The 19,351-nt window shown below is 63.4% G+C and carries 17 protein-coding genes and 1 tRNA gene; 12 read left to right on the top strand and 6 right to left on the bottom strand.

Annotated elements, in window-relative coordinates; genetic code table 11:
* Positions 1-186: 186 nt before the first annotated feature.
* The 9 genes from gmk (at position 187) to rpoD (ending at position 9,074) form a co-directional block, all read left to right on the top strand.
* On the top strand, positions 187-813 hold the full coding sequence (gene gmk, locus G542_RS0107445; protein WP_012695943.1) for a guanylate kinase: 627 nt from the start codon (positions 187-189) through the stop codon (positions 811-813).
* Between the two features lie 44 nt (positions 814-857).
* Complete coding sequence (rpoZ, locus tag G542_RS0107440; protein ID WP_012695944.1) at positions 858-1,076, top strand: DNA-directed RNA polymerase subunit omega; 219 nt, start codon at positions 858-860, stop codon at positions 1,074-1,076.
* Between the two features lie 37 nt (positions 1,077-1,113).
* Positions 1,114-3,288: a RelA/SpoT family protein gene (locus G542_RS0107435; protein ID WP_027823792.1), complete on the top strand. Its 2,175-nt coding sequence runs from the start codon at positions 1,114-1,116 to the stop codon at positions 3,286-3,288.
* Positions 3,289-3,348: 60 nt separating this feature from the next.
* Positions 3,349-3,558, top strand: coding sequence for a sulfur carrier protein ThiS (gene thiS, locus G542_RS0107430; RefSeq protein ID WP_012695946.1), 210 nt, complete (start codon positions 3,349-3,351; stop codon positions 3,556-3,558).
* Between the two features lie 50 nt (positions 3,559-3,608).
* On the top strand, positions 3,609-4,397 hold the full coding sequence (locus G542_RS0107425) for a thiazole synthase (RefSeq protein WP_012695947.1): 789 nt from the start codon (positions 3,609-3,611) through the stop codon (positions 4,395-4,397).
* 120 nt (positions 4,398-4,517) lie between these two features.
* Positions 4,518-4,730: a 30S ribosomal protein S21 gene (rpsU, locus tag G542_RS0107420; protein ID WP_012695948.1), complete on the top strand. Its 213-nt coding sequence runs from the start codon at positions 4,518-4,520 to the stop codon at positions 4,728-4,730.
* 109 nt (positions 4,731-4,839) lie between these two features.
* Positions 4,840-5,289, top strand: coding sequence for a GatB/YqeY domain-containing protein (locus G542_RS0107415; protein ID WP_012695949.1), 450 nt, complete (start codon positions 4,840-4,842; stop codon positions 5,287-5,289).
* Between the two features lie 21 nt (positions 5,290-5,310).
* Complete coding sequence (dnaG, locus tag G542_RS0107410; RefSeq protein WP_012695950.1) at positions 5,311-7,065, top strand: DNA primase; 1,755 nt, start codon at positions 5,311-5,313, stop codon at positions 7,063-7,065.
* Positions 7,066-7,124: 59 nt separating this feature from the next.
* Positions 7,125-9,074, top strand: a complete 1,950-nt coding sequence (rpoD, locus tag G542_RS0107405; protein WP_012695951.1) for an RNA polymerase sigma factor RpoD — start codon at positions 7,125-7,127, stop codon at positions 9,072-9,074.
* Positions 9,075-10,011: 937 nt separating this feature from the next.
* Here the strand turns inward: rpoD and G542_RS0107395 are convergent.
* Positions 10,012-11,334 (bottom strand): MATE family efflux transporter, encoded by a 1,323-nt coding sequence (locus G542_RS0107395; protein WP_012695953.1) that lies wholly within the window; start codon positions 11,332-11,334, stop codon positions 10,012-10,014.
* A gap of 135 nt (positions 11,335-11,469) precedes the next feature.
* Here G542_RS0107395 and G542_RS0107390 point away from each other — a divergent pair, with 135 nt between their 5' ends.
* On the top strand, positions 11,470-12,393 hold the full coding sequence (locus tag G542_RS0107390) for a LysR family transcriptional regulator (RefSeq protein WP_027823790.1): 924 nt from the start codon (positions 11,470-11,472) through the stop codon (positions 12,391-12,393).
* Positions 12,394-12,659: 266 nt separating this feature from the next.
* On the opposite strand, the gene G542_RS0107385 is transcribed toward G542_RS0107390, so the two are convergent.
* Entirely contained in the window at positions 12,660-13,559 is a 900-nt protein-coding gene (locus G542_RS0107385) for a LysR family transcriptional regulator (protein ID WP_027823789.1), read from the bottom strand.
* 111 nt (positions 13,560-13,670) lie between these two features.
* Between G542_RS0107385 and metE the strand changes: the two genes are divergently transcribed.
* The gene (gene metE / locus G542_RS0107380; protein WP_012695956.1) at positions 13,671-15,971 is read left to right on the top strand and encodes a 5-methyltetrahydropteroyltriglutamate--homocysteine S-methyltransferase; all 2,301 of its coding nucleotides are present in this window, start codon (positions 13,671-13,673) and stop codon (positions 15,969-15,971) included.
* 119 nt (positions 15,972-16,090) lie between these two features.
* On the opposite strand, the gene G542_RS0107375 is transcribed toward metE, so the two are convergent.
* The 3 genes from G542_RS0107375 to G542_RS0107365 form a co-directional block, all read right to left on the bottom strand.
* Positions 16,091-16,294 carry a DUF3079 domain-containing protein gene (locus G542_RS0107375; protein ID WP_027823788.1) on the bottom strand — a complete coding sequence of 68 codons (204 nt, stop codon included), beginning with the start codon at positions 16,292-16,294 and terminating at the stop codon, positions 16,091-16,093.
* Positions 16,295-16,365: 71 nt separating this feature from the next.
* Positions 16,366-17,403 carry an extracellular catalytic domain type 2 short-chain-length polyhydroxyalkanoate depolymerase gene (locus tag G542_RS0107370; protein ID WP_012695958.1) on the bottom strand — a complete coding sequence of 346 codons (1,038 nt, stop codon included), beginning with the start codon at positions 17,401-17,403 and terminating at the stop codon, positions 16,366-16,368.
* A 606-nt stretch (positions 17,404-18,009) separates the two neighbouring features.
* Positions 18,010-18,097 (bottom strand) — tRNA-Ser (locus G542_RS0107365).
* Positions 18,098-18,358: 261 nt separating this feature from the next.
* On the opposite strand from G542_RS0107365, the gene G542_RS0107360 reads away from it, so the two are divergent.
* The gene (locus G542_RS0107360; protein WP_034985275.1) at positions 18,359-18,757 is read left to right on the top strand and encodes a VOC family protein; all 399 of its coding nucleotides are present in this window, start codon (positions 18,359-18,361) and stop codon (positions 18,755-18,757) included.
* A 56-nt stretch (positions 18,758-18,813) separates the two neighbouring features.
* Here G542_RS0107360 and G542_RS0107355 read toward each other — a convergent pair whose 3' ends face one another.
* On the bottom strand, positions 18,814-19,194 hold the full coding sequence (locus G542_RS0107355; protein WP_012695962.1) for a YidH family protein: 381 nt from the start codon (positions 19,192-19,194) through the stop codon (positions 18,814-18,816).
* Positions 19,195-19,351: the final 157 nt, after the last annotated feature.

Here is a 19,351-nt window from a genome sequence, read left to right as displayed (position 1 = left end):
CGTAACCTCTGCGTGGGATGCGGGGAGAGTCGTGTAAAAAGGCGCGTATTGTATGCGAAGAAACACGGACTTAGCTGCCCTTGGTGCGATATTCCTTAACAGAACCTTGTCCGGACCGGCAGATGCGGGGTGGCTTGTTTTCGTGATACCCTGAAATATTCATCTTCATCGCTCCGCGTTCCTCCCATGCAAGTGCAAGGCGGCAACATCTTCATCGTCACTGCGCCCTCCGGGGCCGGCAAAACCACGCTGGTGGCAGCCCTGCTGGCGGCTGACCGCCAGGTGCAGCTTTCCGTGTCCTACACCACGCGCCCGCCGCGCGAGGGTGAGGTGCACGGCCGGCATTACCATTTCATCGACCGTGCCACGTTTGAGGCCATGATCGGCCGCGGCGAGTTCCTCGAGCATGCCGACGTGTACGGCAACTACTACGGCACCAGCGAAACCTGGATCCGCGAGCAGTTGTCCACCGGACGCGACATCCTGCTGGAAATCGACTGGCAGGGTGCCGAACAGGTGCGCAAGACCTTCCCCGAGGCCATCGGCGTCTTTATCCTGCCGCCCTCGGTCGAAGTACTGGAACACCGCCTGCGCAGCCGCGGCAAGGATGATGAAGCCACCATCCAGAAACGCATGGCGTCAGCGCGCGGCGAGATCGACCATGTCAGTAATTTTGACTATGTTGTCATCAACGAGGTGCTCGACGAAGCGGTGCGGGACCTCGTCTCCATCGTCCGCGCCGAGCGCCTGCGTACACTGCGCCAGCAGACACGGCATGCCCGCCGGATCGCTGCCATGCAGTCGCAGGGCTGACCCGTTTTTCCCTTTTCAAGATCACCATTCAAGGATTTCCTGCCATGGCCCGCATTACCGTTGACGATTGCCTCAAGCGTATTCCCAACCGTTTCGACCTCACCCTGGCTGCCGCTTACCGTGCCCGCCAGATTGCCAATGGCGCCCAGCTGCTGATCGACAGCAATGCCGGCAGCAAGGACAAGCCGACTGTCGTGGCCCTGCGCGAAATCGCAGCGGGCCAGATTGGCCGCGAGGTACTCGAACGTGCTATCCGTAGCTGATATGCTCTGATCCGTCACGCAACCCGGACTGCCCACCATGGATCACGCCTCTGTTCCCCCTGCCGTCGATTACGATGCCATGGTGGAAGGGCAGGCCGAAGAGCTGCTGCGCACGGTTGCAACCTATCTCAAGCCGGATGACCTGCCGTTTGTCCGTGCCGCTTTCGAGTTTGCCCGTGACGCCCATGCCGGCCAGACCCGCAAGAGCGGCGAGCCCTACATCACCCACCCGCTGTCGGTCGCACAGATACTGACCGAGTGGAAGCTCGACGCCCATGGTCTGGCCGCTGCCCTGCTGCACGACACCATGGAAGACACCGGTGTCGCCAAGGCGACGCTGGCCGAAAAATTCGGCAAGCAGGTGGCGGAGCTGGTGGATGGGTTGTCAAAGCTCGAACGGCTGGAATATCAGAGCAAGGAAGCCCGGCAGGCGGAAAACTTCCGCAAGATGGTGCTGGCGATGGCGCGCGACATCCGCGTCATCATCATCAAGCTGGCCGACCGCCTGCACAACATGCGCACGCTCGACAGCATGCGCGAGGAAAAGCGACGACGGATCGCGCTGGAAACACTGGACGTCTACACGCCGCTGGCCAACCGCATCGGCCTGAACAAGGTCTACCGCGAACTCGAAGACCTGTGTTTCAAGTACCTGTATCCGAACCGCTATTCCGTTCTGGCCAAGGCTGTCCGGGCCGCACGCGGCAACCGCCGCGAGCTGGTCGGCAAGATCCTCACCGCCATTGCACGCAAGCTGGTCGAAGCCAATATCGAAGCCGGCATCCGCGGGCGGGAAAAGAACCTCTACAGCATCTACCGCAAGATGCAGGAAAAGCAGCTGAGCTTTTCCGAAGTGCTCGATATCTACGCCTTCCGCGTCATCGTCAACGACATTCCCAGCTGCTACCTCGCCCTGGGAGCGCTGCACAGCCTCTACAAGCCGATTCCCGGCAAGTTCAAGGACTACATCGCCATCCCCAAGTCCAATGGCTACCAGAGCCTGCACACCACCCTGTTCGGTCCTTACGGAACGCCGATCGAGGTGCAGATCCGTACCCGTGACATGCACCGGGTGGCGGAATCCGGCGTAGCCAGCCACTGGATGTACAAGTCCGGCGACGCCTCGCTCGACATGGCGCGCCAGCGCACCCACCAGTGGTTGCAGGACATCCTCGACATCCAGGCCGAAACCGGCGATGCGGTCGAGTTTTTCGAGCACATCAAGATCGACCTGTTCCCGGACGAAGTCTACGTCTTTACGCCCAAGGGCAAGATCATGGTGCTGCCGCAGGGTGCTACCCCGGTCGATTTTGCCTATGTCGTGCATACCGACATCGGCCATCGCTGCATTGCCGCCAAGGTCAACCATGCCCTGGCACCGCTGCGCACCCAGCTCAAGAACGGCGACACGGTCGAAATCATCACGGCGGCCCATGCCAGACCCAATCCGAGCTGGCTCAACTTTGTCGTCAGCGGCAGGGCGCGCTCGGCCATCCGCAGCAGTCTCAAGACCCTGCACCACGAAGAGGCGCGCTCGCTCGGCGACCGGCTGCTCAAGCAGTCGATCCACTCGTTGACCACCCAGCCGTTTGTCGTGTCTGACGGCGTCTGGATGGCTTACCTGAAGGAAACCGGAGACCGGCACGGCAGTGCCGGCGAAGTGCTGGCCAGCATCGGTGCCGGCAAGCAGCAGGCCATGGCCGTGGCTGCCCGCCTGCTGGAACTGTCCGGCACGGTGCTGGGCGAGCCGGCCCGCACCGGTCCGCTGGTGATCCGTGGCAACGAAGGCAGCTCGATCCAGTACGCTTCCTGCTGCACGCCGCTGCCCGGTGATCCGGTCGTGGCCGTGCTGACCAAGGGGCAGGGCATCGTGCTGCACCGCAAGGACTGCGCCAATGCCAAGAGGGCCGAGGCTGACCGGCAGCTGGAAGCCGAGTGGGACATCAAGTCGCCGCGTTCGTTCAGCGTACCGGTGGCGGTGATGACCCGCGACGAGCGCGGCGCCCTGGCCGGCATTGCCCTCGGCATCAGCGAAGCCGGAGCCAATATCGAAAGCGTGATGCAGGACGCCACCAACGGTGAAGGCTTCGTGCAGATCCGCTTCCGCCTGCAAGTGGAATCGGTTGCCCATCTTGAGCGCGTCCTTGCGCGCATCGAGGCCGAACCCTGTGTCGAGCGGGCCACCCGTGGCTGGCAGGTGGCCGGCGGGTAGCGTTTCTCGCCAGGGCTCTCTACACTCGCCCACTTTGCATCCCGTCCTGCAGGTGAATCCATGTCTGTCCTCACCCTGACCGTCAACGGCGAACCCCTGTCGCTGCCGGCACCCCAGACCGTGGCCAGCCTTCTGGCGCTGCGCTCGCTGGCCGGCCGCCGGCTGGCCGTCGAGGTGGATGGCGAACTGGTGCCCCGCAGCCGTCATGACGCGACTGTCCTGCGTGACGGCAGCCAGATCGAGATCGTGGTTGCCGTCGGCGGCGGCTGATTTCGCGGGTGCAATGCCGATTTCTGAAGTTGAGTGATTTGGAGTGGAAGATGGAACCCTTGGTCATCGCCGGGCGCGCCTACGCTTCGCGCCTGCTGGTCGGTACCGGCAAGTACCGTGATTTTCAGCAAACTGCCGAGGCGCTGGACGCTTCCGGCGCCGAAATCGTCACGGTCGCCATCCGGCGCGTCAATCTTGGCCAGAACCCGGACGAGCCCAGCCTGCTCGATGCCCTGCCGGCCAACCGTTATACCCTGCTGCCCAATACTGCCGGCTGCTTCAGCGCCGACGACGCCGTCCGCACCCTGAGGCTGGCGCGCGAGCTGCTGGATGACCACCGGCTGGTCAAGCTGGAAGTGCTGGGGGACCCGAAAACGCTGTTCCCCAACGTCCGTGAAACGCTGAAAGCCGCCGAGGTGCTGGTGGCCGAAGGTTTTGACGTGATGGTGTATACCTCGGACGACCCGATCGTGGCCCGCGAACTGGAGCAGATCGGCTGCTGCGCCATCATGCCGCTGGCCAGCCTGATCGGCTCCGGCATGGGCATCCTCAATCCGTGGAACCTGCAGATCATCCTCGACGAGTGCCGGGTGCCGGTGCTGGTCGATGCCGGTGTCGGTACCGCATCGGATGCCTGCATCGCCATGGAGCTGGGCTGCGACGGCGTGCTGATGAATACCGCGATTGCCGCCGCCCAGGACCCGGTGCGCATGGCACGGGCCATGAAGCTGGCCGTCGAGTCCGGCCGTGATGCCTGGCTTGCCGGCCGCATGCCGAAAAAGCCCTATCAGGCCAGCCCCAGCTCGCCGGTTGCCGGCCGCATTGCCTCGCGCAGCTGAGTTGCCCGCAAAAACAGGGGTTTGCAGCGCAGGCGTCTCGCGCTAGAATAGCCGACTCAACCGGCGTTTTGTCGGTTGATTTTTTATCCAACCTCACATTACCTAAGGTGGTGATTTTTCATGCCCAGTGTTCGCGTGAAAGAAAACGAGCCGTTCGAAGTGGCCATGCGCCGCTTCAAGCGCTCCATCGAAAAAACCGGCCTCTTGACCGAACTGCGCGCCCGCGAGTTCTACGAAAAGCCGACCACTGAGCGCAAGCGCAAAAAAGCTGCTGCCGTCAAGCGTCACTACAAGCGCCTGCGCAGCCAGATGCTGCCGCCGAAGCTCTACTGATTTTTTCGGTACCGCGATCCCAAGCAGGAACAAAACCGCAGGCCCAGGCTTGCGGTTTTGCCATTTGGGCCCAAGATAATGGTTCGCTAATTCAACCCCCGAGATTGCCATGACGCTCAAGACCCGCATCACCGACGACATGAAAACCGCCATGAAGGCCAAGGACAGCGTGCGTTTGGGTGCGCTGCGGCTGTTGCTGGCGGCCATCAAGCAAAAAGAAGTGGATGAACGGATCGAGCTTGACGACGCTGCCATCATTGCCGTGATCGACAAGCAGCTCAAGCAGCGGCGTGACAGCATCAGCCAGTACCAGGCCGCCCAGCGGGCCGATCTGGCCGACAAGGAGCAGGCCGAAATGGACGTGTTTGCCGTCTACCTGCCGCAGCCGCTGAATGAAGCGGAAATCGATGCCCTGATCGAATCGGCCATCAGCACCACCGGTGCTGCCGGCATGGGCGACATGGGCAAGGTGATGGGCGTGCTGCGCGGACAGCTGGCCGGGCGGGCCGACATGGGTGCCGTGTCCAGCCGCATCAAGACCCGCCTTGCCGGCCGGTAAGGCTGCGGAAGCCCGGACACCGTGATTCCCCAGGATTTCATCGACCAGCTCCTGTCCCGCGTCGACATCGTCGACGTGGTGGAGCGCTACGTGCCGCTCAAGAAGGCCGGGCGCGACTACATGGCCTGCTGCCCGTTCCACAAGGAAAAATCGCCCTCGTTTTCGGTGAGCCCGACCAAGCAGTTCTATCACTGCTTTGGCTGTGGCGCGCACGGCACGGCGATTTCGTTCCTGATCGAGCACGGCGGCTACGGCTTTGTCGATGCCGTCAGCGAGCTGGCGCAGCAGGTGGGGCTGACCGTGCCGCAAGTGGCCCAGGAGGCCGCCCGCGAAGAAGCGCAGCGACGCCAGACTGCAGAAACCCTGCACGATGTCATGCTGGAGGCCGCGCGTTTCTACAAGCGCGAACTCAAGCGTTCCACGCTCGCCATCGACTACCTGAAGCGCCGTGGCCTGACCGGCGAAATCGCCGCCCGTTTCGGCCTCGGCTGGGCTCCGGCCGGCCGCACCGCCTTGCAGGGTGTTTTTCCCGATTATCTGGACGATCGCCTGCTCGAGGCCGGACTGGTGATCCGTCGTGATGACGGCAGCCGCTACGACCGTTTCCGCGAGCGGGTGATGTTTCCCATCCGCGACGTGCGCGGCCGGGTGATTGCCTTTGGCGGGCGCATTCTCGACAAGGGCGAACCCAAATACCTCAATTCGCCGGAAACGCCGCTGTTTGAAAAAGGGCGTGAACTGTACGGCCTTTTCGAGGGGCGCGAGGCCATCCGCGAGCGCAACCGCGTGCTGGTGGTCGAAGGCTACATGGACGTGGTGGCACTGGCCCAGCACGGCGTGCCCTACGCGGTGGCCACGCTGGGTACCTCCACCACGTCGACGCACGTACACAAGCTGTTCCGCCACGCCGACCGCGTAGTGTTCTGCTTTGACGGCGACAAGGCCGGCCAGCGCGCCGCCTGGCGGGCGCTGGAAAACGTGCTGCCGGAACTGCGTGACGGCAAGCGGGTGGATTTCCTGTTCCTGCCGGTCGAGCATGATCCGGACAGCTTCGTGCGCGAATACGGTGCCGAAGCGCTGGAAGACTGGATCCAGCAACGCTCTCTGCCGTTGTCGGTGTACCTGACCCAGGAACTGGCCGCCCGTGTCGACCTTGACAGCGACGAAGGCCGGGCCGAACTGCTCAACCTGGCCAAGCCGCTGGTCATGCAGGTGAAAACACCGGCGCTGGCCGTGCTATTGCGTAAAAAACTGGCGGAGCTTGCCCGTCTGTCGCTTGATGACCTTGACCGTCTGTGGGGGCTGCGCAAGGGACTGGGGCGCAAGTCCGGTCCGCCACCGGTTCGTGGCGGGCACCGCAGCGAAATGTCACCGGTGCGCTGGCTGATCCGGGCCTTGCTGCTGGAACCTGTGCTGGCCGAAGCGGTCGAATGGCCTGCGGTGGAATCCCTGGCCGGCGAGGCGCGTACCCTGGCCGAGCTGGCCGAGCTGATCCAGAACGGCGGCGTCACCGGCAGTGTCACCTTGCAGGAACGGCTGCGTGAAACAGCCCTGGGCGAGCAGCTTGACCCGTTGTGGGCTACCCTCCTGGCTGACCCCGCTGCCACGGCCACGCCCTTGCGCGACGAGTTTGTCGCCATGGTCGAGCAGTTTTACGGACAGCTGAACCGTGAGCGCGTAGAACAACTGACCCGCCGCGCCGCCGAAGGCGTGCTGAGCGAAAGCGAAAAGCGCGAGTTGGGAGAACGCCTGCGCAGGCGGGCGTCAACACCCTGACCGGGTGTTTTTGTGTTATAATGTTATGTTTTTCCAGTTCAATTTTGCAGGATTGCACGATGGCGGACAATTCCAATAGCGACAAGGCTGCTGAGTCGAAAGCGCAGGCCGCTCCGCTCGACAACACCGAGGAGCGTCGCAAGCGGCTCAAGCAGCTGATCGTTCAGGGCAAGGAACGCGGCTTCCTGACCTATGCCGAGATCAACGACTCCCTGCCGGAAGACGTGCTGGATGCCGAGCAGATCGAGAGCATCATCGGCATGATCACCGACATGGGCATCCAGGTGTACGACGAGGCACCGGACGCCGAGCAGCTGCTGATGTCGGACGCCACGCCGGTGGTGGCAGATGAAGACGCGGTGGAAGAGGCCGAAAGCGCGCTTTCCAGCGTGGACTCCGAATTCGGTCGCACGACCGACCCGGTGCGCATGTACATGCGCGAAATGGGTACGGTCGAGCTGCTGACCCGCGAAGGCGAAATCGAAATCGCCAAGCGCATCGAGGACGGGCTGCGTCACATGGTGCAGGCGATTTCCGCCTGCCCGGGCATCGTCAAGGACGTGCTCGACCAGATCGAAAAGGTCGAGAACGACGAGCTGCGCATCGACGAAGTCATCGACGGCATCATCGACCCGAACGCCCCGGACGAAGCAGACGCCCGCGCCGAAGCCGAACTGGCTGCGGTCAACGAGCAGGATGCCGAGGCGGACGAAGCCGACGACGACGGTGAGGAAGAAGAAAACGCCGAGGAAGGCACGCCGGCAGCACCGGGCACCAACCTTGAGGAACTCAAGGCGCAGGCGCTCGAGCACTTTGCCAACGTGCGCAAGCTTTACGAGAAAATGGTCAAGGCGCTGGTCAAACACGGCCCGCAGTCCAAGCAGTATCTCGAAGTGCAGGCCGAAATCACCGAAACCTTCCTGCTGGTGCGCTTTTCGGCCCGTCAGGTCGAGGCCCTGAGTGATCGCTTGCGCTCGGTGGTGGACGACATCCGCCGCAATGAACGCGAAATTCAGGACATTTGCGTGCAGAAGTGCAAGATGCCGCGCGACGTGTTCCTGCACACTTTCGTCAACAACGAAACCAACCTTGAGTGGGTGGATGCGGCCATGTCGCTCGGCAAGGCCTTTGCCAGCGCCATCGAACGCTACCAGCACGCCATCCGCGAAAAGCAGAGCAACCTGATTGCCCTGCAGGATTCGTCCATGCTGCCGATCCGCGAGCTGAAGGAAATCAGCCGCCAGATGGCCACCGGCGAAGCCAAGGCCCGCAAGGCCAAGCGCGAGATGATCGAGGCCAACCTGCGTCTGGTGATCTCGATCGCCAAGAAGTACACCAACCGCGGCCTGCAGTTCCTTGACCTGATCCAGGAAGGCAACATCGGCCTGATGAAGGCGGTGGACAAGTTCGAATACCGCCGTGGCTACAAGTTCTCGACGTATGCCACTTGGTGGATCCGGCAGGCCATCACCCGTTCGATCGCCGACCAGGCGCGCACCATCCGCATCCCGGTGCACATGATCGAAACGATCAACAAGATGAACCGCATCAGCCGGCAGATCCTACAGGAAACTGGTGCCGAACCGGACCCGGCCGAACTGGCTCGCCGCATGGACATGCCGGAAGACAAGATCCGCAAGATCATGAAGATCAGCAAAGAGCCGATCTCCATGGAAACGCCGATCGGCGACGATGACGATTCGCACCTGGGCGACTTCATCGAGGATCTGGCCACCATGGCGCCGTCGGATGCGGCCATGTACGCCAGCCTCAAGGAAGCCACCAAGGAAGTGCTCGACAGCCTCACGCCGCGCGAAGCCAAGGTGTTGCGCATGCGTTTCGGCATCGAAATGAACACCGACCACACGCTGGAAGAAGTCGGCAAGCAGTTCGACGTCACCCGCGAGCGTATCCGCCAGATCGAGGCCAAGGCCCTGCGCAAGCTGCGTCACCCGACCCGTTCGGAGCGCCTGCGCAGCTTCCTGGATGCCGATCCGGGCAATCCGTAAACCGGTCATGCCCATGAAAACGGCTCCTCTTCGTGAGGGGCCGTTTTGCCATTGCGATAGGGGCACGCATTTCTGCTAGAATCGCAACCCTTCGCCACGCAAAGGCTGACGACCGGATCCGCATCCGGTACCGTCTTCTCCGGGGCGAGGTGCCGGGTGTCAAAGCCTGGCGTCCTGACGGGCAGCTGCCCGGACGGATGCGGTACCCTGCCGGTGCGGGTACCGGATGCAGCAACACCACCGGTTTCAGGGCCTCTAGCTCATGCCTGGTTAGAGCAGCGGACTTAAGTCTGTGCCGTCCTAAGGCCCGTCAGGGTACGGATGGCGCAAAAACGGGTTGCCTTGGAGCAAGTTGACTCTGCTTCCTGGTAGAACTGCTCAAATTCGGGGAAACCTCTGCCGCCTTGGCGGCGTGGCAATCCCGAGCGAAGCTCTCGCAAGAGAGAACGTGTAGAGACTGTACGGGCAGGTCGTAAAGACAAGAGACAGTCCAGACCACAAACCCGAAAGGGGTGGCGAAAGCCATAGCTGGTAAGCATAATCCGTTGGTGCCGGGTTCGACTCCCGGGGGGCCCACCATTTTCAGGCAAAAGCCGGTAACGACGCAGCAGGCTGCGGGTTGCCGGCTTTTTTCTTGCCGCTGGTTTGTCATCGCAAGTCCGCCCGGCTGCAAACCGTCCGGTCCTGCTACCCGAGGGCCGGGTCATCACCCGGGGCCGGCATGCTGCGGATGCGTGCTGCAAGACCTGTACCCTGCCTGTCGGGCTTCCTTGCGGCACGGGCAGGGAACAGCATTTTCATGCCGGTGTCGGTACCGGTTGGCCTGATCCTGCCCTGCGTGATGCTGCCGCATGGCCGTTGCATGGCGCAGGCGGTTCCGGTCTGCCGGCCGGCAGGCTGCAAGCCCTGGCCGGTACCCATGCCGCCTTGTGCCGCTTCAACCCGCGACACCGACTCGGTAGCGGTACTGCAAGGGCAGGCTCACCAGCAAGGTCGCCAGTTCCGTCAGCAGCAGGGTCAGCCAGATCGCCATGCCGCCCAGCCAGCTCATGCCCCACAGGAAACCCAGCAACAGGATCCAGCTTCTCAGCAGAGCAATCACCAGTGACGGCCCCGGCCGTTCCATGGCCGTCAGGTAGCCGGCAATCACCAGATTGACGCCAGCGGGCAGAAAGGCCAGCGCATACCACGGCACGGCCGCCGAAATCAGCACCTGAGCCCCTCCGCCCTGTGGCAGGAACAGCAGGGTCAGCTGGTCGGCGAACCCCGTCAGGCCGGCCGCCACCAGCATGGCGCAGCCCTCCACCGCCAGCGTGCCGATCACCAGTGTCTGCCGGATGGAGCGCGCTGCCTGCGCGCCGCGGTAATAACTCAGCATCGGCTGCATGCTCTGCACCAGCCCGACCATGGTGACGGTGGCTGCCAGCGTCATGTACTCGATCACCGCATACGCCGCAAGGCCGCTGGTACCGAACTGGGTCAGCACCGCCTGGTTGAAGGCGTAGATGGTCACCACCGGCGCCAGGGCTGCCATGAATTCGGACAGGCCGTTGTAGCAGATCATGCCGGCGTGGGACTGGCGCCAGCGGAACCGCGGACGCAGCACGCTCCGTGGCCGGTAGACCCAGGCCAGCATGATCAGGCTGACGGCCAGCAGGCTCAGCCCTGCCGCCAGCGCCGCCCCCTGCATCTGCCAGCCCAGCCGGGCAATCAGCAGGTAATCCAGTCCCACGTTCAGGAAGGCCCCGACCGTCATGGCCAGCAGGCCCACCCGGGCCGCCCGGGCGCTTTCCACCCGCAGCACCAGCTCCAGCGCCGGCACGGCACTGGCGCACAGTACGAACGGGGCAAACTGGCGCAGGTACGCCTCGCCCAGTTCCGCCAGCGTGCCGGATGCACCCAGCACTGCCACGATCTGCGTGGACCACAGCAGCAGTGCGCCACTGAGCAGCATGCTGCCGGCCAGCAGCAGCACCAGCGTCTGCCCGCAGACCCGGCGGACCTCGCTGCGCTTTCCTTCGCCACGCAGGCGTGCCATCAGTGTGGCCGCCCCGATGCCGATCATCAGGCTGATGGCGTAGGGTACGTACAGGACCGGCAGGATCAGGTTCAGCGCTGCCAGCGCCTGACTGCCGACAAAGCGGCCGATGAAAACACCACTGGTGATGGTGTAAACGATGTAGACCCAGCCCGCCAGCACGGTCGGCAGGGCCAGGTGCATGAATTCCCGCACGATCGGTTTTTCAAACTGCCACAGCATACAAATACATGTCCGGAATCCTGCCAAAAGCGGCAGACCGGTCCGTATTATCCTGATTCATTCCCTTGGCCGGACTGCCGGCTCTGTTTAGAAAAACCAAACAATCGTGGCGACAATACACAGGAAACATAAGCAATGGACCAGCTTGGCCAGATCCGCATTGCCCTGAAAGTGGCCGAACTGGGCAGCTTCGCCGCCGCCGCCCGGGCGCTGAAACTCAGCACCGGCGCCGTCAGCCAGTCGGTTGCCCGGCTGGAAGGCCAGCTGGGCCTGCGGGTGTTCGAGCGCAATACCCGGCAGGTCCGGCAGACCGTGCAGGGCGAGCAGCTGCTTGACCGGCTGCGGCCGCTGGTGCGGGCCATGGACGGCGTGCTGGAGCCCGGCCTGTCACGGCAGCCGGTGCGTGGCGTGCTGACCGTCGAGCTGTCCGAGAGCTTTGCCAACGCCGTGGTCATTCCGCGGCTGCCGCAGTTCATGGCCCGTCATCCGGCCCTGTCGCTCATCATTCACCTGAGCGAGCGCGCCACCAACCTCAGCCGCGAGCCGATCGACGTGGCCCTGCGCACCGTCGAGCCGATCGAACCCGCCGCGCGCTATCGCCAGCTGCGCGCCTTTGCCCTGGTGCCGGTGGCGGCGCCGGACTATCTGGCCCGTGCCGGCACGCCGCAGCATCCGCTTGACCTCCTTCAGCACCAGCGCATCGACTTCCTGACGCCTTACGACCGCAAGGCTTGGCCGGCGTATTTCTACCGGGATGGCGAAGAAATCGAGATTCCGCCGCAGGGCCGTATCGCGCTGGACAATTCGCAGGCCTGCCTTGCACTGGCCAGACAGGGCATGGGCATCTACGCCGACTACGCGCTCCAGCTCAAGGACGACCTTACCAGTGGCCGTTTGCAGCGCATCCTGCCGGACTGGGACATGCTGAGCTGGCCGCTGTTTGCCGTTTACAAAAACGAAGGCCCGCCGTCGGCCGCCGTGCGCGCCTTTCTGGATTTCCTGGAGGACAGCTGCAACCAGGTGCATGAGGACGTACCAGCCGCCGGCAAGCCGGGCTAAGCGTCGCTGCCCCTTTTCCCTGCGGGCTGGCCTGATCAGGACCTTGCCAGTGTTCGCCTGCGGCCTTGCCGGCTGCTTCGGGCCCGGTGTTGCAGCATCCGGCGGTGGCGGGATGGCGGGTGGACGGTCAGGGCTTCGCGGACACGCTGACGACATCAGGCTGTGTCACCGGATGGCCCATGCCGCCGGGCGGCGTGTCTGGTTGCTCGCCGGACTGCATCAGGCCGGACAGGTCAGGATGCGGGAAAGCGTCTGGCTGGGCTGCCTCATGTCGCGGGCAAGGGCTGGCGGGCCAGCGCCATGAAGGCTTGCAGGTAGGTCAGGCCGGCATCGGTTTCGCGGATGCCGAGGAAAATCTGTTTGGGAATGCCGTGCCGGCCCAGTTTGACCACGGCGAGGTCCAGTTTGCGGGCGTATTCCTCCGCCAGCCAGCGCGGCAGGGCGGCCACGCCGCGGCCGCTGGCGACCATTTGCAGCATGATGTCGGTGGTTTCGATCGGTTTGTGCCGTCTGGGCGCGATGCCGGCCGGTGTCAGGAAGCGGGTGTAGATGTCGAGCCGGTCCAGCGGCACCGGGTAGGTGATCAGCGTTTCGTCGGCCAGCTGCCCGGGCTCCACCCAGTCGGCGCGACCCAGGGGATGGGCCGGACCGGTGACCAGCACCTGTTCGTAGTCAAAGACCGGCTCGAAGAGCAGTCCCTGGCGGTACAGCGGGTCGGGTGTCACCAGCATGTCGATCTCGTAGCCGTACAGGGCGCCGATCCCGCCGAACTGGAATTTCTGCTTGACGTCGACATCCACGTCCGGCCACGCCGCCAGGTACGGCGACACGATCTTCAGCAGCCACTGGTAACACGGGTGGCATTCCATGCCGATGCGCAGCGTGCCCCGTTCGCCCTGGGCCAGTTGCCGCAGCCGCGTTTCCGCCAGTTCCAGCTGCGGCAGCAGGCGGCCGGCCACGGCCAGCAGGTATTCGCCCGCCTGGGTCGGACGCAGGCTGCGGCCTTCGCGCAGCCAGATGGCCACGCCCAGTTGTTCTTCCAGCTTGCGCATGGCGTGGCTCAGGGCCGACTGGGTCAGGTGCAGCTGGTCAGCGGCGGCAGTCAGCGAGCCGTGCTGTTCCACCGCGTGGATGATTGCCAGATGGCTGCGTTCCAGAATGGCCATGGCGGTTCCTGTTGATGAATAAAATTCATTGAATAATGAAATAAAACCATTTTTATTCATGAATCAACGATTTTAGGATCGTGCCATCTCCCACCTTGCATGGCAACGATCATGACCACTGTTCATACCCTGGGTTTTCCGCGCATCGGCGCGAAGCGCGAGCTGAAGTTTGCTCTGGAATCTTACTGGCAGGGCCGCTCCTCGCTCGCAGAGCTTGAAAACGTTGGTGCCGGGCTGCGGCAGCGCCACTGGCAGGCCCAGTCGGCACTGGACTGGGTGCCGGTCGGCGACTTTTCCTTTTATGACCAGGTTCTGGACATGACCTTTACCCTCGGCAACCTGCCCAAGCGGGTGCAGGGATTCCATGGCGCCGAGCTGGACAACTATTTCCGGCTGGCGCGTGGGCGCTCCGCCAGTGCGTCCGGTGATGCCCACGCCGGCTGCTGCGCCGGCGTGGCGGCGGGCGAGATGACCAAATGGTTCGACACCAACTACCACTACATCGTCCCCGAATTCACGGCCGGCACCACTTTCAGCCTGAATGCCGGCCGTCTGCTGGCCCAGCTGGACGAGGCGCGCCGTCTGGGCGTCAAGGCCAAACCGGTGATCATCGGCCCGGTGACCTATCTGGCCATCGGCAAGAGCAAGGACGGTTCCGCCCGGCTGGACCTGCTGGAGCGCCTGCTGCCGGTTTACGCCGAACTGCTGGACCTGCTGGCTGCACACGGTGCCGAATGGGTGCAGATTGACGAGCCGCTGCTGGTAACCGAGCTGGAGGCCGACTGGCAGCAGGCGTTCAACACGGCCTACCACCACCTGAAAAGCTGCCGGGTGAAACTGCTGCTGGCGACCTACTTTGGCGCCTTGCACGAAAACAAGTATCTGGCAGCCAACCTGCCGGTGGCCGGCCTGCACGTGGATGCGGTGTCCGGGCGTGATGATGTCCTGCCGCTCCTGAACCTGCTGCCGCTGCACAAGGTGGTGTCGCTGGGCGTGGTCAACGGCCGCAATGTCTGGAAAACCGACCTGAACGCCACGCTCGACTGGCTGGAACCGCTGGCCCGCAATCTGGGGCCGCGGCTGTGGATTGCCCCGTCATGCTCGCTGCTGCACGTGCCGGTCGACCTCGACAGCGAAGAAAAGCTGGATGCCGAAGTCCGGTCCTGGCTGGCGTTTGCCGTGCAGAAGCTGGACGAACTGGCCGTACTGGCCGGCGCCCTGCGGCATGGCCGGGCCAGCGTGCAGGCCGAACTGGATGCCAACCGGGCCGCCATCGAGGCGCGGCGGCAATCCCCGCGCGTGCATGCCCCGGCGGTCAAGGCCGCACTGGCAGCCATTTCGCCTGAACTGGGCCAGCGGCACAGCCCGTATGCCGAGCGTGCCGCCCGGCAGGCCGGGCACTTGCAGCTGCCGTTGTTCCCGACCACGACCATCGGCTCCTTTCCGCAGACCGCCGCCATCCGGCAGGCCCGCAGCGACTACAAGGCCGGCCGGCTGGATGAATCCGGCTACAAGGCAGCGATGCAGGCAGAAATCGCCCATGCCGTCCGCGAGCAGGAAGCGCTGCAACTGGACGTGCTGGTGCATGGCGAGGCCGAGCGCAACGACATGGTGGAATACTTCGGCGAGCAACTGGAGGGGTATGTTTTCAGCCAGGCTGGCTGGGTCCAGTCCTACGGCTCGCGCTGCGTCAAGCCGCCGATCCTGTTCGGTGACATCCGGCGGCCGCAGGCCATGACCGTGGAGTGGATCACCTACGCCCAGTCGCTGACGGACAAGCCGGTGAAGGGCATGCTGACCGGCCCGGTCACCATCCTGAACTGGTCGTTTGTCCGCGACGACCAGCCCCGCGCCGTGACCTGCCGGCAGCTGGCGCTGGCGATCCGCGAGGAAGTGCTGGACCTGGAGCGGGCCGGTGTCCGCATCATCCAGATCGACGAGGCGGCATTGCGCGAAGGCTTGCCGCTGCGCCGCTCGCAGTGGCAGGGCTATCTGGCGTGGGCGGTGGAATGCTTCCGCATCACTGCCAATGGCGTGGCCGATACCACCCAGATCCACACGCACATGTGCTACTCGGAGTTCAACGACATCATTGCTGCGATCGCCGCCATGGATGCCGACGTGATCACCATCGAAACCTCGCGTTCGGACATGGAGCTGCTGGACGTGTTCGAGCATTTCCGTTATCCGAACCAGATCGGCCCCGGGGTGTACGACATCCATTCCCCCAACATTCCGACGGTCGGGCATATGGTCGGGCTGATGAACAAGGCCGCCGAGCATGTGCCGGCCGAGCGGCTGTGGGTCAATCCGGATTGCGGCCTGAAAACCCGCCAGTGGAATGAAGTGTTGCCGGCGCTGGCCAACATGGTGGAAACCGCCCGGGTATTGCGCCGGCAACGGGGCGTGTGATGCCGTGCACAGGATACCGGCGGGCCGCCGGCATCCTGCGCTGGGTGAGCGGGCGGAAACCGCCCGCCAGCCTGTCTGCTGGCGGTACAGGTTCCGGTCCGGCCGGCACTGGTCCCGGGCTAGTCGGCCCTGCTGCCGGGTTCCGGAATGTCTTCGAGATCCCAGTTGCCGTGTTCGTACCAGTCGTCGCCGAGGATTTCGGCCGGATGCTGGGTCCGGCCGGAGCCGTTGCCGCATTGCAGGTCGGTGGCGGGGCAGTATTTGTCGCAGCCCCAGCAGATCCGTTCCGGATGTCTGGGGTGCAAGGGGAATTTCTTGATCATCTGCACAAGGCAAGGAATGGCTGGCCCGGTACTGCGGGAAATCCGTCTTTACCGGAGTACCGGGCCGGGGTTCAGCGGGCCGGCTGCTCTGTCAGCCGGTTGATCATGGCCTTGATGGCGTTCATCTGCGGGCTTTGCCTGTCGGCATAGTGCATGCCGGTGTATCCCCACCAGTCCCAGCAGCCTTTGGGGTTGTAGGGCAGGCTGGATTTGTTGACTTGGGGATAGAGTACCAGGATCCGGTTGCTGTCGGCCCAGTTGTTGTAGCCGGTTTTGGTGTAGAACCGGTCGCCGACCGATTCGGCAGACTGCATGCAGCCATGCAGGGCAACGTGCACCTTGCAGCGGGATCCGCTGGCATTGCAGGCTTCGGGAATGTACAGGAAACCCGTGTCGGCCATGGCGGTATCGGCTGCGGCGTAAGCCCGCTGGTTGAAGCTGACGGTTTTTCCCGTTGGTGTGCTGACCGGCGGATTCAGCGGGCCGTAGATGTGGCTCAGGATGGCTCCTGCCTGGTCGTACCCCTTGCCGTTGACCGTGCAGTGGCTGATGTACGGCTCGGCATTGGCCGGGCAGTCATTTCCGTTCTTGGCCGTGATGACGGCGTGACCGGCCGGTACGTCTTTCACGTATTGCAGGTTTTCCTTGCCGATGCCGACCTGCTGGAAAAAATCGGCCGTAGCGTCAACGGCCTGCTGCCGGACAATGGTGTCGCTGGTGCCGCCAAAGACGTAAACCCGCCGGTTTTTCAGGTTGTCGACGGGATCAATCAGCCCGGTGGCTGAAAAGTTCCGGGCGGCACTGGCCATGAGGGCCGGATTGGGCGGGACGAACGGTACCTGTCCCATGCAAATGCCGGTAAACAGGATATTGTTGGCCGCACAGTAATAAGGGCCGCCGGCAATGATGCCCGATCCGGTAATTGATCCTGAATAGGCTACCTGCAACTGCACGGCCATGAATGCGCCTGACGACAGGCCCGAGACCGAGGTCTGTCCCGGATCGGCCCCATAGGCCGGCAGGCTGGCTGGGCCTGCCGCTGCGCTGCCCGCATGAAACGCCAGTGTGGTCAGGGTGGCGAGGAGTCCTGCTTTTGCGAGGTGTTTCATGCTTGCTCCGTTGAGTGGTCAATGTGGATACAGGTAGCGGCGATATTCTGAATGCATGACTTGTTGATTGTATTGCATGTTGTGTTGTCCGGGCGCTGGCGCAGGAGCCCTGCCAGGACCGCCAGCGGGAATCCGCACAATCTTCGTTGCCGTACCATCGGCCGGACGGAATGCAGCCGCAGTCCGCAGAACGCTGAAAGCATGGCTGGGCAAAGGGCAGCCTTGTCCTTCAAGGGTCAGCAAGAATGCCCGGGATACGCCGGAAATCTTCCCGACCCTGGGGCTCCGGCTGCTTCTCCGGCAATCCTGATGGTGTGGGTGACACAGGGCTGCTCTGTTGGTGGCTTTTTGTCGCGTTTTCGGCACTGACGGTGGCGCCAGGAATTACGCAGGGGAGGGCGCTTGAGGCAATCACCTGTATTTGCTTGTCCGGAGGCAAGCCCGGATCGGGAAAAACAGGCCGGCGGAAATGTTCTTGGGGACAATTTCCCCGTCAGGTGCCAGACAGGGTTCCCGGTCAGCCAAGGACGGCTGATCCGGAATGGCATGTTCAAAGAGCCACAAAAGAAAAAGCCCTGAAAAAATCAGGGCTTTGACTGGATGTTCTGGCGGAAGCGGTGAGATTCGAACTCACGATGCCTTGCGGCACGCCGGTTTTCAAGACCGGTGCATTCAACCACTCTGCCACGCTTCCGCAAACATGATGCCGTATCCATGAGCTTGCAACCGGGGAGGAAAAAACCGGTCCACTGGCTGCGCCGGATAACGGGAGCAAGACTATACCCTTGCTGCCGGTCTTTGGGCAAATGCCGTGCGTGTGACACTGCGCCAGCGAGCGCTGTTGCCATGATGCCGGCGATGGCAACTGCACGATCGGCAGGATAAAAAGCTTCAATGACATGACATGCCGGGGCTCCGGCACAATGCCTGATCCAATGGCACACGAAAGACTGCAATGGCGCTGAGCATCGAACGGCTGGATCACCTGGTGCTGACCGTGAAAGACATCGGGAAGACATGCGATTTCTACTCGCGTGTACTGGGCATGGCCGTGGTGATATTCGGGGACAACCGCAAGGCACTCGCTTTTGGCCAGCAGAAAATCAACCTGCACCTGTACGGACACGAATTCGAGCCCAAAGCCCATCGCCCGGTACCCGGTTCTGCAGACCTCTGCCTGATCACGACAACACCACTGTCCGGCGTGCTGGCGCATCTTGCCGCCGAACAGGTCGAAGTCCTGGAAGGACCCGTGGCGCGCACCGGTGCGCAGGGACGGATCATGTCGGTCTATTTCCGTGACCCGGACCTTAACCTGATCGAGGTCTCCACGTACGCCGTTCCGGCCTCATGAAGCACGCTTGAGCTGCTGCAACAGGGCCGGCGGATACCGGCGCCGGCTTGCCGGTTTCAGCTCCAGTTACCGGCCGAAAGCAGCAGATAGCCTGCCAGCACGGCTCCCAGGGCCGCCATCAGCAAGGCCAGCCAGGTTGCCATGCGGACCGGCCAGGCCGGGGGCAGTTCTGCCGGACCGAGCGTGGCGGTGAAGCGGGCATGGTGCACGGCCGCGATGGCGATCAGGACCGCGCCCAGGGCCGCAAAGGCAAAGCCGAGCATGCCGGAGACCGGATGGCTGACGCTGGTGTGCAAATGCATTTCAAACGCCTGCAACGCCAGAAACAGCCCGAAGCGCGAAATCACGAACCCCATCGCCATGATGGCAATGCCGGTCCGCACCCACGCCAGCAGCGTGCGTTCGGCAGCAAAGTACACCCGTGGATCGTTGCTCATGAGCAAGGCCCTTCACGCAGACAGAAGCCCTGTCTATAGCGCTGCTTGCGGACCGGGGCAAGCCACCCGGATGCAGGCCATGCCGCAAAAGGCCCGGAAGCCCCGCGTTGTCCGGCCTGCACGCCAGCGAGCGGAAGAACCGAAAGTGCCGGGAACA

Origin of the sequence: Laribacter hongkongensis DSM 14985 (genome assembly GCF_000423285.1) — a bacterium.
GTDB classification, from domain to species: Bacteria; Pseudomonadota; Gammaproteobacteria; order Burkholderiales; family Aquaspirillaceae; genus Laribacter; species Laribacter hongkongensis.
Note: the sequence above shows the minus strand (reverse complement) of the source record. Positions and strands in the feature narration are given on the sequence as shown.